A 14,539-nucleotide genomic window follows, 5' to 3' on the forward strand; every position below is an offset into this window, starting at 1 on the left:
CGCCAGCAATGTCCGTCGTGTGTCGGCGATCGCAATCGAGGCGGCTTGATCGCGGGCAGGCGAGCGCTCGCTCGGTGTGGAAACCACGGGCGATTTTCATGACTGGACAGCATCGTCCTGATGCCCCATAGAACCGCAAAAGGTTAACGCGCTCTTATATGTTTTTGATGGGAGATTCGGGACGATGGCTCTGGCGGATGCGAAGGCGGGGATACGCAACGAGGCAGGGATTGCTGCAGTTCTCGGCATCCTGAAACAGGCCTTTGGCGAGCGTTTCCAGACCGGAGAAAGTTTTCGCGCCCAGCACGCGCATACGACCACCTATATTCCCACGCAGCTTCCCGATGGAGTGCTCTTTGCCGAGACGAGCGAGGACGTGCAGGCGGTCGTCAAGGCTTGCGCCGAGCATAAGGTTCCGATCATCGCCTTCGGTACAGGCTCCTCGCTGGAGGGGCAGGTGAACGCGCCGCAGGGCGGAATTTCCATCGATTTCAGCCGGATGAATCGGGTGCTTGAAGTGAATGCCGAGGATCTCGACTGCACGGTCGAGCCCGGCGTCACTCGCGAACAGCTCAACACCTATCTGCGTGATACCGGCCTGTTCTTCCCGATCGACCCCGGCGCCAATGCCTCGATCGGCGGCATGACGGCGACGCGCGCCTCGGGCACCAATGCCGTGCGCTACGGCACGATGAAGGACAATGTGCTGGCCGTGACCGTGGTCGCCGCCAACGGCGAAGAGATCCGCACCGCCCGCCGCGCCAGGAAATCGTCGGCTGGCTATGATCTGACCCGGCTCTTTGTCGGCTCGGAAGGGACGCTCGGCGTGCTGACTTCGGTGACGTTGCGCCTGCAGGGCATTCCCCAGAAGATCGCCGGCGGTGCCTGCGCCTTTCCGAGCATCAAGGCAGCTTGCGATGCGGTCATCATGACGATCCAGATGGGCATTCCGGTTGCGCGGATCGAGCTTCTCGATGCCGTCCAGCTGCGGGCTTGCAATGCTTACTCAGGCCTCACCTATGAGGAGCAGCCGACGCTGTTCCTCGAATTTCACGGCACCGAAGAGACGGTCGCGCTGCAATCGGAGCAATTCGCCGAGATCGCGGCGGAGTGCGGCGGCGGCGAGTTCCTCTGGACCAGCAATCTCGAGGAGCGCAACAAGCTCTGGAAGGCGCGCCACGATGCCTATTGGGCGGCGCGGGCGCTTGCGCCGGAACTGGCGGCGCTGTCGACGGATGTCTGCGTCCCGATCTCAAGGCTTGCCGAATGCGTTGCCGAGACCCAGGCCGACATCGAGGAACACGGATTGCTGGCGCCGATCGTCGGGCATGCTGGCGACGGTAATTTCCACGTGCTGGTGCTGTTCGACGACAAGACGCCCGAAGGCATCGCTATCGTCGAAGCCTTCGTTGCGCGGCTGAATGCGCGGGCCCTGGCCATGGACGGAACCTGCACCGGCGAGCATGGCGTAGGGCAGGGCAAGATGTCGTTTCTCGAGCAGGAGCTCGGCGGCGCCGTCGACCTGATGCGCCAGGTCAAGCACGCACTCGATCCAGACGCGATTTTCAACCCGGGTAAGATCTTTCATGGCCATTGAAAAATGGAATAGCCCATGATCCCGGCTTGCCCCTTGCGTGAATGGCGCTAGGCTATGACGTTCCGTATCTCGGGAGCTGCGGTGCGGTTTGGATAGGGATCGGATTCGCTAAGGATCGAGGCTGCTTTTTTGCCTATATGGCTGGATATGTGATGCCTTGTATATCGGAATGCAGAATGGAGATGGTGTGCATTGTTAGGTAGGGTCCTGGTTTTCCTGGGGGGATTGCTTGTAGTGGTGCTGTTCGTGGCGCTGCTCGCTCCGCTCTTCATAGACTGGACCGATTTTCGCAAGAATTTCGAAGATCAGGCGAGCCGTATCATCGGCAAGAAGGTGACGGTTCACGGCTCCGTCGACGCCCGTCTTCTGCCGTTTCCCTCCGTGACATTGCATGACGTCCGCGTCGGTCAGGAAGCCGACGGGACGCCGCTGGTGCAGATCGCTCAATTCTCCATGGATGCCGAGCTGGCGCCGTTCCTGTCCGGCGAAGCGCTGATCTTCGACATGCGCGTCTCCGAGCCGAAGGTGCGTCTGCGGCTGTTGAAGGACGGCACGCTCGACTGGATGCGCGGCAGCCAGCCGGAAATGCCCGCCAAATCGGTCGTACTGGAAAGCGTGCATGTCGATGGCGGCGATATCCAGTTCATCGATGAGCAATCGGGCCGCACCCGGCACATTACGGGTTTCAATGCGGAAATGTCCGCGAAGTCGCTCGCCGGTCCCTGGCGGATCGAGGGGGATGCGGCACTTGATGGCGAACACGGCAATTTCACCATTTCCAGCAGCCAGCCGGACGACAGCGGCGTGTTGCGCGTCCGCACCCGGCTTAATCCGGACCGCCATCCGCTCAGCGTGGATCTCGACGGTGAGCTGAAGCTGGTCGACCAGAAGCCGGATTATCTCGGTCTCTTCACGGCGGGGATCGAGGATAAGCAGACGCGCAAGCCCGCGGACGAGCAGGCTCAGCCTCGCATCAAGGGTCGGTTCGAGCTGACCAACGAGCGAATTCGTATCCCTGAATATCGCCTTGAGGTCGGGGCGGCGGACGATCCTTACGTGGTGACCGGGGAGGCGACGCTGGACACCGGCAGCAAGCCGGAATTCTTGTTGACCGCCGATGGCCAGCAGATTGACGTCAACCGTCTCGGCAACAATCAAGGCACCAACGGCAAGACCAACCGCAATCCCGCCGTCTCCGCCCGCCAGCGCCTGAACAATCTGATTGCGATTGCCGCCGAGGTTCCGATCCCGCAGGTGCCCGGCAAGGCGACATTCCGCCTGCCGGCGATCGTTGCCGGCGACACGACGATCCGCGACGTGCAGATGGACCTGGAGCCCGCCGGAACCGGTTGGAAGATCGATCATGCGATCGGCATGCTGCCGGGCCGTACGCAGGTCGAGGCCACTGGCAAGCTGATGCTGCAGGGCGAGCCGAATTTCATCGGCAATCTGGTCGTTGCCTCCAACCAGCCGTCGGGCCTGGCGTCCTGGCTGGTGGGCTCGGTCGATCCGGCGATCCGGCAGTTGCGGCAGGCCGGCTTTTCCGCCGACGTCAATTTGCGGCACGAGGAACAGCGCTTCGATAACCTTGAGATCGCCATCGGTTCGGCCACGCTCAAGGGCAAGCTGGACCGGCAGGCACCAGATAAGCAGGCGCCGAAGCTTGGCGTCGATCTCAGCGGTGACGCGCTGGACCTCGATGCGTTGAGGGCACTGACAGGCATGTTCACCGGTCAGGACGCCGGCGAGGCCCTGCTCGACCACCAGATTACGGCGCATCTGAAGGCGGACAAGTTCGCAGTGTTCGGCGTACAGGCCGACAATGTCGAAACGTCCTTTTCGATCACCGATGGCGCGTTGACGCTCGACAAACTATCGGTCCGCGATGTTGCTGGGGCCGAAATCACGGCAACAGGGCGCGGCGATGGCTCTTTGTTGAAGTACAAGGGGTCGGGCGAGATCACCTTCAAGGCAGCCGATCCCGGTCCTTTCTTCGAAATGCTGAGCCAGCATCTGCCGCATCATCCGGTCATGGATCGGCTGGTGCGCAATGCTGCGTGGTACGGCAATACTGCGTTGCGCGGTGCGCTATCCCTCGGCGGTGACGAAGGTGACGGTGTGACGGTAACGCTCGCCGGCGTGTCCAACGGCAGCCGCGTCAATCTCGACTACCGCATGTCCGACCTGCTAGCGCTGACCGGCAAGGGCACGACGACGCTGGAGGCAACGCTTGAAAATTCGGTGACCTCAATCCTGTTCGGGCAGGCGGGGCTAGATCCGCTGCCCGTCGAAGCCGACGCCAATGGCCGCCTGACGCTGAAGGTGACAGCAGAGGGCACCGAACCGGCGGATGCGGCGCTGACCTTTGCGACCGACAAGACCTCGTTCACGGCCAATGGCAAGGTCGATGTCCGTCCCAGCGCCTTCCTCAACGGCAAGATCGCACTGTCGCTCGACAGTGCCGATCTCGATCCCTATTTTGTCATGAACGGTATCGGCGTGCCGCAGATGGGGACGAGCCTACCGGTCAAATTCCAGGCGAATGCCGTGCTCGATGCCGACAAGATCGCGCTCTCCGACATGAAGGGCCAGCTTGCCGACAACAATGTCTCGGGCGCGCTGACCTTCGATCGCAAGTCACCGAATATCAAGGCGACCGGCGAACTGGCGCTCGACAAGGCCGATCTCGACTGGCTGGGCGAAGCGATCTACGGGCCGATGACGGATGCCGCGACCGGCAATCTGACCAAGGCCAAGCTTGGGCTGCCGACGTTCAGCGGGCTCGATCTCAACATCAAGCTTTCGGCCAAGCAGGTCTGGCCGGGGATATTCGGTCCGATCGCCAATTTCAGAGCCAACGCTGCCTATAAGGGCGAGGAATTGCGGCTGAACGATATTGCCGGCGCCTGGAACGGCGGCGCGCTCGCCGGCAATCTGATGCTTGCCAATGCCGACGGCACCGGGCTGATGCAGACGAAACTCAATCTCACCAATGGCGATCTTGCGACCGTCGCCTGGCAGCGCGATGGCGCGCCGCTGGCCACTGGCCGCTTTGGTCTGGACCTGAGCATGGAGACCAGCGGCAAGAGTATGGGTGAGCTTGCCGCCAATGCCAGCGGCTCGGGCGAGGCCAAGCTTGGCGAAACGCATGTGCGCGGTCTCAATCTTTCGGTACTCCCACCATTGTTGTCGGCGACGGACCAGATCCAGGGCGATATTACCGCTGACAAGGTGTTGCCGATCGTACAGACGCTGCTCAACAATGGCGAGGCAGCATTGCCGGCGATGAGCATCCCCTTCAACATCTCGACCGGTGTCATCCGCGCCACCAATCTCAGCGCCGGCAACGATGTCGCGAAGCTGTCGGGCAGCGCTGAGATCAGCCTGCCGGATGAGCGTATGCGCGGGTCGCTCGGTATCGATTTCAACGCCGGCAATGAGGTGTTGAACGGCGCCGAGCCGGCGCTGCGTCTCGACTTTGCCGGTCCGTTGGCAAGCCCCGGCCGGACGATGAATGTTACCGACATCACCAGCTTCTTATCGCTGCGCGCCTTCGAGCGTGAGCGCCGTCGCGTCGAGCGGCTTCAGGCGAGCGTATTGGAAAAGCAGCGGTTGCGGCGCGAAGTGGCGCTGTACAAATACAACGCCACTATGCGTGAAGCCCAGCGCCAGCGCGACGCAGCAATCGAGCAGCAGCGGAGCCTTGAAGAACAGCGCCTAAGGGGACTGGCGCGTGAAGCTGCTGCCGAAAAACAGGCGGAAGCGGCGGCCAAGGCGAAAGCAGACGCGGAAGCCCGCGCAAAGGCACAGGCGCAGCAATTGCCGGTTCTCAACGGACAAGGGCCGCAGAAGATTGCGCCGTTGAACTTCAATGGCCTTCCGGGCATCGCTCAGTAAGACACATCATCCGTTGGATGCGGACAAACTAAGCGCGTTCTTTCAGCCATTTCAAGACGTAGAGTCGCAGTGCGGAGGAGAGGTTGCTCTCCGGTTCGCGCCCGTCGTCGATTTCGGAGATCAGCGCGGCAAGCGAGGTGCCGCGCGCCTTGGCGATTGCCTTCAGCTCGCTCCAGAACGCGTCTTCAAGGGAAAAGCTCGTGCGGTGGCCATGCAGCGTCGCGGAATGTTTGCGGATCATCGGTGGATCGATCAAAAAGCTCGGAAGGGGGAGGGAATTCTAAGAATGATTCAAAGTACTGAAGTAAGCTATTGATTTCGAAAAGACTTCGTTTGGCTTGGCGGCTACTCGTCCGTCTTGGTCGGCTCGATGTGGCCGGCCTCGTGCGTTTGAGCGGCCTTGTCGTTGAGCGCCTTGGTCAGGTGCTTCTCCGCCTTGGTGCGGCCGAAGCTGATGCGATTTTGTTCCGCCTGCTTTTCCTTTTCGGAGCGGGCCTGTTTTTTCCGGAACTGACGCAGATTGACGACTTCGGCATTCATCACGGTCCCCACGGATGATGTAGAAAGGGGAAGCCTGCGCTTCCCCTCGGATATTATTGCTTCTTGCGGAATGCGTCGAGCGAGACGACCGAACCCGGTTTTTTCTCTTCGCCTTCCTTGGCTTCCACCACCGGCTCTTCGCTGCCTTCGGCCGGCACCGGATAGGCGGTGATTTCGCCGGTCGGCATTTCCTCGTCGTCGGCGAGCGGTACATCGAACTCCAGTTCGAAATTCACCGACGGATCGTAGAAGCCGCGAATCGCATTGAAGGGGACGACCAGCTTTTCAGGAACGTCGGAGAAGGACAGGCCGATCTCGAAGAGGCTTTCGGTGATCTTCAGATCCCAGAATTGATGCTGGATGACGATGGTCATCTGTTCCGGATATTTCGACTTCAGGTGCTGCGAAATGCGCACACCGGGCGCTCCGGTCAGAAAGGTAATGAAGAAATGATGGTCACCGGGCAGACGACCGGTGGCGCCGACCTCGGTCAACACCTTACGGATAACTCCACGCAGGGCGTCCTGTGCCAAAATGTCGTAGCGGATATGATCCTGCCCCATGCTTTCCTGTCTTTCGTTGGCCATGTTTTTTCTAAGGCTTATGCCACGCCGGGCGCAGACGGGAAAGCCCCCGGGCGAGTCATCACCTGATCATACATAATATCGAAAATAGGGAGAAGGTGAAGGTTTCTGTTGCCAGGTACCTTCGAACCCCGCCTTAAGGTGCGAACCTTCAGGACTTGATTTGAAGTGTCACACTGCGATTAAGCAGCGAGACGAGCTTCCGCATAGTTGTCGTTTGCAACTACAATTTTAGCCCGATAACGGTGGTACAATGCCGAGCAAAAAGTCGATCTTTACGCCCTTGTCGATCCTATTTCGCCCCCATCAAAAGCCGGTCTGAAGCAAAGCTCGCCTGGCCGGTTTTTGGTGGAGGCGCCGGGTACCGCCCCCGGGTCCAATAGGTTTATTACATCGCTCGTTTATCGCCATAGCCGGCCCGAAGACCGGCATGGCTGATATAGTGTTTTCCTTGGGCGAAGGGAAGGGCAATTGTCATAAATGCGTCGCCTAGGCATCGCTTTGCTGCGATAGCTGACCATCGGGAGCGAGAATTGCCGGGATTGTGCCCGGTTGCAGTTGGTTTTGCACCGACTTGCCATTAAATTGGCGGCCAATGGAATCGGTGGCGGAGGCAATTGTTTTACGGTTGCCCGGATCCTTCGCGGAAATCTCGGAGCTCAGAATGGTTCGCCATCCGGAATATCAATATCTCGACCTGATGGCGCACCTGCTCGAAAACGGTGATCGCCGGATCGACAGGACTGGTGTCGGCACGCTGAGCGGGCTCGGCGCGATGATGCGCTTCGATCTTTCCAAGGGCCAGCTTCCGGTTTTCACGACCAAGCGGGTCTATTGGAAGCTCGCCGTCAAGGAGATGCTCTGGTTCCTGACCGGCGACACCAATATTCGCAATCTTCTGAAGCAGAATGTGCGGATATGGACCGACTGGCCGCTGGCCGCTTATCGCAAGGCGACGGGAGAGGCTATCAGCCAGGAGGACTTCGAGGCGCGGATACTGGCCGACGAGGCCTTTGCCGAGACATGGGGCGATCTGGGTCCTGTCTATGGGAAGCAATGGCGGCAGTGGCGCGATGCCGACGGCCATGTTCATGATCAGATCGCAACGGTTATCCATCAGCTCAGGCATAATCCAAGCAGCCGCCGGATGATCTTCCATGCCTGGAATGTCGGCGAACTCGCCGGAATGGCGCTTCCGCCGTGCCATATGGTCTATCAGTTCCATGTCTCGAACCTGCCTTCTCCCGGCGAGACCAAGCGGCCGCGCCTGAGCCTGATGGTTTACCAGCGGTCCTGCGATCTGTTTCTGGGAAATCCCTTCAACATCAGCCAGCAGGCTGTGTTGCTGGCGATGGTTGCCCAGCAGGTGGACATGGACGTGGGTGAACTGGTCTGGGCGGGCGGCGACGTCCACATCTACCTCAACCATCTCGACGCGATCCGCGAGCAGCTGAGTCGGGAACCACGGCCATTTCCGACCCTGCGATTGCTCCGCCGGCCGGACAGCATCGACGATTACCGAATCGAGGATTTCGAGGTCAGCGACTACGAGCCCCATGCGGCGATAGCGGCGGAGGTTGCGGTTTAAATACCGTTATCCGCGCGGGCATATCCGGCGATAGCGCAAAAGTGAATTCAAGAACTGGCTTAAGTGTTTAGGCTGCTCTTCGTAGATATGAGGGGAGCGCCAATGACACGTCTGACCGCCAAGGATTTTCATCCGGAACTGCTGGAACTCTACGACTATTACGCGCATGGGAAAATCACGAAACGCGAATTTCTCGATCGGGCCGGCAAGTATGCCGTGGGAAGTCTGACGGCCGCCGCGATCCTCGGTCTGATGAGCCCCAATTATGCGCTTGCGCAGCAGGTCGAGTTTACCGATCCCGAGATCCTGCCCGAATACATCACCTATCCTTCGCCGAATGGGAACGGAACCGTTCGGGCCTATTTCGTCCGGCCGGCCGCTGCCAAGGGCAAGGTGCCGGCGGTCGTTGTCGTGCATGAAAACCGGGGGCTGAACCCTTATATCGAGGATGTCGCGCGCCGTGTTGCGAAAGCGGGTTTTATCGCGCTTGCGCCGGATGGCCTGACCTCCGTCGGCGGCTATCCCGGCAATGACGAGAAGGGGCGGGAGTTGCAGCAGCAGGTCGATCCGCAAAAGCTGATGAACGACTTCTTCGCCGCGATCGAACTTCTCATGAAGCAAGAGGCAACGACCGGAAAGGTTGGCATTACCGGCTTCTGCTATGGCGGCGGTGTGGCGAATGCGGCCGCCGTTGCCTATCCCGAACTGGCAGCGGCCGTGCCCTTTTACGGGCGCCAGCCGCGTGCGGAGGATGTGCCGCGCATCAAGGCGCCGCTGTTGCTTCATTATGCGGGACTGGACAAGGGCATCAACGAGGGGTGGCCGGCCTATGAGGCGGCGCTGAAGGCGTCGAACAAAGTCTACGAGGCCCATATCTATCCCGACGTCAATCACGGCTTTCACAATGACTCGACGCCCCGCTACGACGATGCCGCGGCCAAGCTTGCCTGGGACAGAACGATAGGCTGGTTCAAGCGCTATCTGGCTTGAGGGTTGGCGATTGCTGTCGGCACCCTTTCGTCAGGAAGCGTGCCGGCCCGCGACGAGGACGGCGCCGATCACCAGCAAGACGGCGCCGGCGATCTGCCAGGCATTGTCCGACAATGTCATCCTTCCGGATCGTGCCGCGTCGAATATCAGGCCCGCGAGAAGCTGGCTGCCAACCAGTACTGCGATGGTCGGTGCCGCGCCCAGACGCTGATAGCCCCAGATGCCGGCGAAGACGACAAAGGAGCCGAGCAGGCCGGGCAAAAGCGCCCACGGCCGGATTGTGCCGATGGCTTCGACGATCCCGGCCGTGCCTCTGCGGGCAAAAAGCAGGAGCAAAAGCGCCGTCAGCCCCACCGAAGAATTGATGACGAGCGTGATCAGGACCGTGGACACGGATTGGGTGATCCGCACCATGAGAATGTTCTGCAGCACCAGCGATATGCCGGCGACGGCGAGGGTCGCCAATATGATATAGCTCGACATGCTTCGGCCTTCAGGCTGTCTGGATAGCGTCGGGTTCGGTGCGTTGGTCGAGCAGCAGTTGCAGGAAGGCGAGATCGAGCCATCTCCCGAATTTGGTGCCCACTTCCGGCAGAAGGCCGACCTGCTTGAAGCCGAGCTTCTCATGCAGCCGGATCGAACCGGTGTTTCCAGCCTCGATGCCGGCGACCATGGCATGCTTTCCGATCGCTTTTGCCCGCCCGATCAATTCAATCATCAGTGCTTCGCCGACGCCGTTTCGGCGCTGATCGTTTCGCACATAGACCGAATGTTCCACCGTATAACGATAGCCGTCGAAGGCGCGCCAATCGCCGAAAGACGCATAGCCGACGACATCCTCCCGGTCGTCGATAGCGACCAGCACCGGATAGCCCAGTTTCAGGCGATCCCGGAGCCATTCTCTCCGATTGTCGGCGTCCACCTGCATTTCGTTCCAGATCGCGGCGGTATTGACGACGGCGTCATTGTAGATTGCGGTGATACCGTCGATGTCCGTGGCTGCCGCATCGCGAATTCGCATCGATTTCTTCCTTCGGGAATCTCATAAATTGGATATCTGTGGTCACCAGAGATGTCTTTCGATACGCCGGATTTCTAGTTTTGTCTATTATATTAATACAAGTATCCACTAAAGTGTCGATCGGTTGCCACGGAAAGTGCGGTGATGGTGTCGCCAGCAAATGCGATTCTTCTGAAAAATGTAATTATTTCATATGAACTTGGGCTTTATCTATCACCCTGCGGCTATTCCAGTTTTCGCTGGAGCTGATCCGCCTCCCAATAGGCCCGATCGAAAGAGGGAAATACTCTCCTGATTGCTATGCGTGAAGCTGTCCACTATAGTAGCACGCATGTCTCAGCTTGATAGTGTTGATAAACGCATAGGCACCCGCATCCGGATCGAACGCGAAAGCCGTGGCTGGTCGCTGACGGAGCTCGCCGAAAGGTCTGCCGTTTCCCGCGCCATGATCCACAAGATCGAACGCGGCGACAGCAGTCCGACCGCCACTTTGCTCGGCAAGCTTTCCGGAGCGTTCGGCCTCAGCATGTCGACCCTGATGGCTCGCGCGGAAATGCATCAGGGGCGTCTCCTCAAGAAGGAGGATCAGCCCGTCTGGGTCGACCCGCAAACCGGCTACGAGCGGCGGCACATTTCCCCAAAGTCGGATTTGCCTCTGGATCTTGTTCGCATTGAGCTGCCGGCCGGAGCGGAAGTCTCGATGCCCGCGTCGGTCTATGCTTTTGCCCGGCAGCTTATCTGGGTCCTCGATGGAGATCTGGTATTCCTCGAGGGCGATGCGCGCCACGGAATGTCCGCCGGCGATTGCCTTGAACTCGGTCCGCCGACAGATTGCGTGTTCAAGAATGAAAGTCAGCGGCCCTGCGTCTATGCCGTGATTGTTCTGCGCAATTCGTAGAATGCGGATCGACATCATAAGCAAATGCTATAATGGCGTGCTGACTCTTTCCCGCACGAGATCCAGAAACTGCTCCTGAGCCGCCGTTGGCATCCAGCCGGATCGCAGCGTCAGGCCGATGGGCCGCGCCGTGTGGTCGAGGTTATAGGGCAGGGCCTTGATGAGGCCGCGTGTCAGCTCTGCTTCGGCCTGTAGATAGGAAATGCAGCCGAGATGATCGGTTCGGTCCAAAAGCTCGCGCATGAGGATCAGCGATCCCGATTCGATGATGCTCGTTGGCCTTCGTCCAAGGCTGTCGAACATGGCGTCGAAATGCTTCCGGATCGGCGTTCCGCTCAAGCCCACCACCCAGGGGTAGGAGGCAAGCTCTTCCAGGGCGATATCGTCCTTCCCGATCAGCGGATGATCGCGGCCGGCGACCAGCACCAGCGTATCGGTGAAAAGCATGCGCTGTTCCACGTCACCGATCGGCGCGGGATCGCGCAGGGCGCCGATCAGAAAGTCGATCTCCCCGCGTCTGAGCCCGGCCAGAAGATCGGCATAGGGACCTTCCACGACCTGGATCGGTATCTTGGGGCGAAGCGCGCGGAAGTTGGCGATTGCTTGCGGCAGGACATAGGATCGCGACAATGGCATTGCGCCGATGACGATGCGTCCGGCCTCCTCGGACACCGTTTCGGCAAGATCGGCTTCAGCCTGGCTGAGTTCGGCGAAGGCGAGTCTTGCCGCCTGCGCGAGCGTCTGCGCCGTCCGCGTCGCGACGATGCCGTAGGACGTTCGCTCAAACAGCGGACGGGCTGCCTCTTGCTCGAGCTGGGTGACGGCACGGTGCACGGTCGGCTGGGCGAGGCCGAGGCGACGTGCGGCGAGCGTAAAATTCTCCATTTCGCGCACGGCAATCAGCGCCTGAAGCTGTGCCGTCGTCGCGGTGATGCGCAGCCGCGGGCTGAGATCGGACAGCGCCGGGTCGAGATAGCCGAAGGCACGGCGGACGCGCTTTGCGAGGACCTCGCCCTGCCTGTTCACGAACAGTCCCTGGGCGGTCCGCGTGAAGAGTGCCATGCCGACGCCGCGCTCGATTTTCGACAGGGCCTGCGTCACGGCCGGCTGCGACACATGACATAGTTCCGCAGCCTTCGTCACCGAGGCCGTATCGACGACCATCAGGAAGACCCTGAGATGGCGAAGATTGTGCTGTAGCTCCGGCTCTGACGACTGTGCGGAATTCAAGACAGGAGGTGCTCCAATATCAGGTCGACGCGCTCGGTCAGCGAGAGATCGGCAGCGCTGAGACCAAGTTTTCCGATTCGGCGCTGCCAGTCGACGGCGGCCGATGCCATTCCGTCGGGAAGGCCGAGATCGCGAAGCGTCACCGCCACTTCTTCCATTTCGGCTGCGCGCCGCGTTCCATGCACCATCATCCGTTCGAGGTTGTAGGACGAACGGGCGGCCCAGTCGATCCCCGGATCGGACGCCTGCAAGGACGAAAGAACGGCATCCTCCACACCCGCCCGGCGTGCCGCCAAAACACATTCGGCTGTCAGCGCCTCAAACCCTTTGATCATGACGGAGCGCAGCATCTTGATCGAGGATGCCTGTCCGATTGTGTCACCGGCAACGCGGGCATTCATTCCAAGGCTTGTCAGCAAGGCTTCGGTCTCCGCTGCCTCGTTGCCGGCCAGAAGGAGAGGGGTGCGGTGGCGGGCTGGATAGACCGGAGCCATCACCGCTACGTCGACGTAACGGGCGCCGGCCTCCTCGACGATTTTCGCGGCGGCCACCTTCGTCGAAGGCGAGCAGGAATTGCAATCGAGATAAAGCGCGCCTTTGTCGAGGTGGGTAGCAACCATCTTTGCAGCTTCGAGCGCGCGGTCGGCGGTCACGAGGCTGAAGATCGCGCTTTTGCCGTTCGTCGCCTCGCGCGGGCTTTCGCCGGAGAGGACCTCGAGCCGTGCGCAAGCATCAAGGAGATCCCGGCGATGATCGGTGCTTTTTATCTTGATGTCGAAGGTAGTGATAGGCGCTTTGATCGGGCTGCCTTCGACAGTTTTCCAGCCGGCGACAAAGGCCTGCGCTGCTTCCCCAAATCCGATGAGTGCAATCGTCGACATGCTGTCGGTTCCTCGTGCGAACATTCAGCCTAACAAAGGTATAGCGAAAACTTATCGTGCGGACCGCGGCATCGCCGCGATCCACGGGTCGTACGACCCTAGCTCAGTGGGCCGGATCCTTGACGTTGTCGTAGGTCTGGAACTCGACGTTGTACAATTCTCCGCCGACCTTCTCGACCTTGCGCATGTAGATATCCTGGACGATATCGCGGGTCGCGGGGTCGATCGAGATTGGGCCTCGTGGGCTCTGCAACTGCATTCCCTTGGCGGCATCGACGAATGTCTGGCCGCTGGCATCGCCCTTGGTCTTGTCGAGGGTCTTGTAGATCAGGTCGAGGGCATCCCAGGCGGCGACCGCGACCATGTTGGGGCGCATGCCGTCATTGGCCTTCTTGAAGGCTTCCACGAAAGCCTTGTTCTCCGGCGAATCGTGGCTTGCCGAATAAGGGCCGCCGGTGATGACGCCGATGGTCGGATCACCCATATCGTTCAGGAGATCGTCGTCCGTGACGTCGGCCATGGCGATGACCTTGATGCCGGACTTGTCGAGACCGCGCTCGACGAACTGCTTCATGAAGGCGGCACCCGCGCCGGTCGGAACGAAGACGAAGAGCGCTTCCGGCTTTTCATCGGCCGCGCGTTGCAGGAAGGGCGCAAAGTCCGGATTGGCAAGCGGAACCTTCAGCTTCGAAACGACCGTGCCGCCATTGGCCTCGATGGTCTTCTGGAACCACTTTTCTGCATCGGCGCCCGGGCCATAGTCCGAGACGATGCTGACGAATTTCTTCGCGCCGTTTTCCGGAGCCCATTTGCCGATGACGCTGGCCATTTGCGGGATGGTCCAGGATGTTCTGAGAATGTAGGGCGAGGCATCCACGATCGACGACGTCGCGGCCACCATGATGACCTGCGGGATTTTCGCACGCTTGGACAGCTGCGCGACGGAAAGGGCCGCGGGTGTGTTTCCAAAGCCGGTCAGGATGGACACCTTGTCGTTGGTCACCAGTTCCTGCGAGAGGCGCAGCGCGTTGTCGGCGGCGCTGCCGTCGTCCTTGACGATCAGCTCGACCTTCTTGCCGCCGGCGGTATCGCCTTTGGTCGCGACGTAGGTCTTGATCGCGGCACCGATCTGCCGACCGTTGGACTGGAATCCGCCGGTGAGCGGGATGACGACGCCGACCTTGACGGTGTCTTGGGCAAAACTCCTTGCGGGCGCCCCGATCAAACTGATCGCGGCGACGGCGCCTAGCGCCAGTTTCTTAATGCTCATGTCTCTCCTCCTATTGAAAAATCTCTGTGGTGTGCATGTCGTT

General features: G+C 60.3%; 13 protein-coding genes and 1 other RNA gene. 5 read left to right on the forward strand and 9 right to left on the reverse strand.

Annotated elements, in window-relative coordinates; genetic code table 11:
- Nucleotides 1-184 precede the first annotated feature (184 nt).
- Nucleotides 185-1,597, forward strand: coding sequence for an FAD-binding oxidoreductase (locus AB6803_RS04620; RefSeq protein ID WP_371107785.1), 1,413 nt, complete (start codon nucleotides 185-187; stop codon nucleotides 1,595-1,597).
- 192 nt (nucleotides 1,598-1,789) lie between these two features.
- Nucleotides 1,790-5,494 (forward strand): AsmA family protein, encoded by a 3,705-nt coding sequence (locus tag AB6803_RS04625; protein ID WP_371107786.1) that lies wholly within the window; start codon nucleotides 1,790-1,792, stop codon nucleotides 5,492-5,494.
- Nucleotides 5,495-5,522: 28 nt separating this feature from the next.
- Here AB6803_RS04625 and AB6803_RS04630 read toward each other — a convergent pair whose 3' ends face one another.
- The 4 genes from AB6803_RS04630 to ssrA form a co-directional block, all read right to left on the reverse strand.
- Nucleotides 5,523-5,735: a ribbon-helix-helix domain-containing protein gene (locus tag AB6803_RS04630; RefSeq protein ID WP_007697059.1), complete on the reverse strand. Its 213-nt coding sequence runs from the start codon at nucleotides 5,733-5,735 to the stop codon at nucleotides 5,523-5,525.
- A gap of 104 nt (nucleotides 5,736-5,839) precedes the next feature.
- The gene (locus tag AB6803_RS04635) at nucleotides 5,840-6,034 is read right to left on the reverse strand and encodes a DUF4169 family protein (protein WP_371107787.1); all 195 of its coding nucleotides are present in this window, start codon (nucleotides 6,032-6,034) and stop codon (nucleotides 5,840-5,842) included.
- Between the two features lie 53 nt (nucleotides 6,035-6,087).
- Complete coding sequence (locus tag AB6803_RS04640) at nucleotides 6,088-6,597, reverse strand: SspB family protein (protein ID WP_371108324.1); 510 nt, start codon at nucleotides 6,595-6,597, stop codon at nucleotides 6,088-6,090.
- Between the two features lie 118 nt (nucleotides 6,598-6,715).
- Nucleotides 6,716-7,087, reverse strand: a transfer-messenger RNA (tmRNA) gene (ssrA, locus tag AB6803_RS04645).
- A gap of 195 nt (nucleotides 7,088-7,282) precedes the next feature.
- Here ssrA and AB6803_RS04650 point away from each other — a divergent pair.
- Nucleotides 7,283-8,206, forward strand: coding sequence for a thymidylate synthase (locus tag AB6803_RS04650; protein ID WP_371107788.1), 924 nt, complete (start codon nucleotides 7,283-7,285; stop codon nucleotides 8,204-8,206).
- Nucleotides 8,207-8,308: 102 nt separating this feature from the next.
- On the forward strand, nucleotides 8,309-9,196 hold the full coding sequence (gene yghX / locus AB6803_RS04655; protein WP_371107789.1) for a YghX family hydrolase: 888 nt from the start codon (nucleotides 8,309-8,311) through the stop codon (nucleotides 9,194-9,196).
- A 30-nt stretch (nucleotides 9,197-9,226) separates the two neighbouring features.
- Here yghX and AB6803_RS04660 read toward each other — a convergent pair whose 3' ends face one another.
- Nucleotides 9,227-9,679, reverse strand: coding sequence for a DMT family transporter (locus AB6803_RS04660; protein ID WP_371107790.1), 453 nt, complete (start codon nucleotides 9,677-9,679; stop codon nucleotides 9,227-9,229).
- Nucleotides 9,680-9,689: 10 nt separating this feature from the next.
- The gene (locus AB6803_RS04665) at nucleotides 9,690-10,217 is read right to left on the reverse strand and encodes an N-acetyltransferase family protein (RefSeq protein ID WP_371107791.1); all 528 of its coding nucleotides are present in this window, start codon (nucleotides 10,215-10,217) and stop codon (nucleotides 9,690-9,692) included.
- A gap of 331 nt (nucleotides 10,218-10,548) precedes the next feature.
- Here AB6803_RS04665 and AB6803_RS04670 point away from each other — a divergent pair, with 331 nt between their 5' ends.
- Nucleotides 10,549-11,115, forward strand: coding sequence for a helix-turn-helix domain-containing protein (locus AB6803_RS04670; protein ID WP_371107792.1), 567 nt, complete (start codon nucleotides 10,549-10,551; stop codon nucleotides 11,113-11,115).
- 27 nt (nucleotides 11,116-11,142) lie between these two features.
- Here the strand turns inward: AB6803_RS04670 and AB6803_RS04675 are convergent, their stop codons facing one another.
- The 3 genes from AB6803_RS04675 to AB6803_RS04685 all read right to left on the reverse strand — a co-directional run bounded on the left by AB6803_RS04675 (nucleotide 11,143) and on the right by AB6803_RS04685 (nucleotide 14,496).
- Nucleotides 11,143-12,345, reverse strand: a complete 1,203-nt coding sequence (locus tag AB6803_RS04675) for a LysR family transcriptional regulator (RefSeq protein ID WP_371107793.1) — start codon at nucleotides 12,343-12,345, stop codon at nucleotides 11,143-11,145.
- Entirely contained in the window at nucleotides 12,342-13,226 is an 885-nt protein-coding gene (locus AB6803_RS04680) for a DUF1932 domain-containing protein (protein WP_371107794.1), read from the reverse strand. Before AB6803_RS04680 ends, AB6803_RS04675 begins: the two co-directional genes overlap by 4 nt.
- Nucleotides 13,227-13,329: 103 nt before the next feature.
- A complete protein-coding gene (locus AB6803_RS04685) occupies nucleotides 13,330-14,496 on the reverse strand; it encodes an ABC transporter substrate-binding protein (RefSeq protein WP_371107795.1) in 1,167 nt (388 codons plus the stop codon).
- Between the last annotated feature and the right edge of the window lie 43 nt (nucleotides 14,497-14,539).

Source organism: Rhizobium sp. RCC_161_2, assembly GCF_041355235.1.
In the GTDB taxonomy this organism is placed as follows: Bacteria; Pseudomonadota; Alphaproteobacteria; order Rhizobiales; family Rhizobiaceae; genus Rhizobium.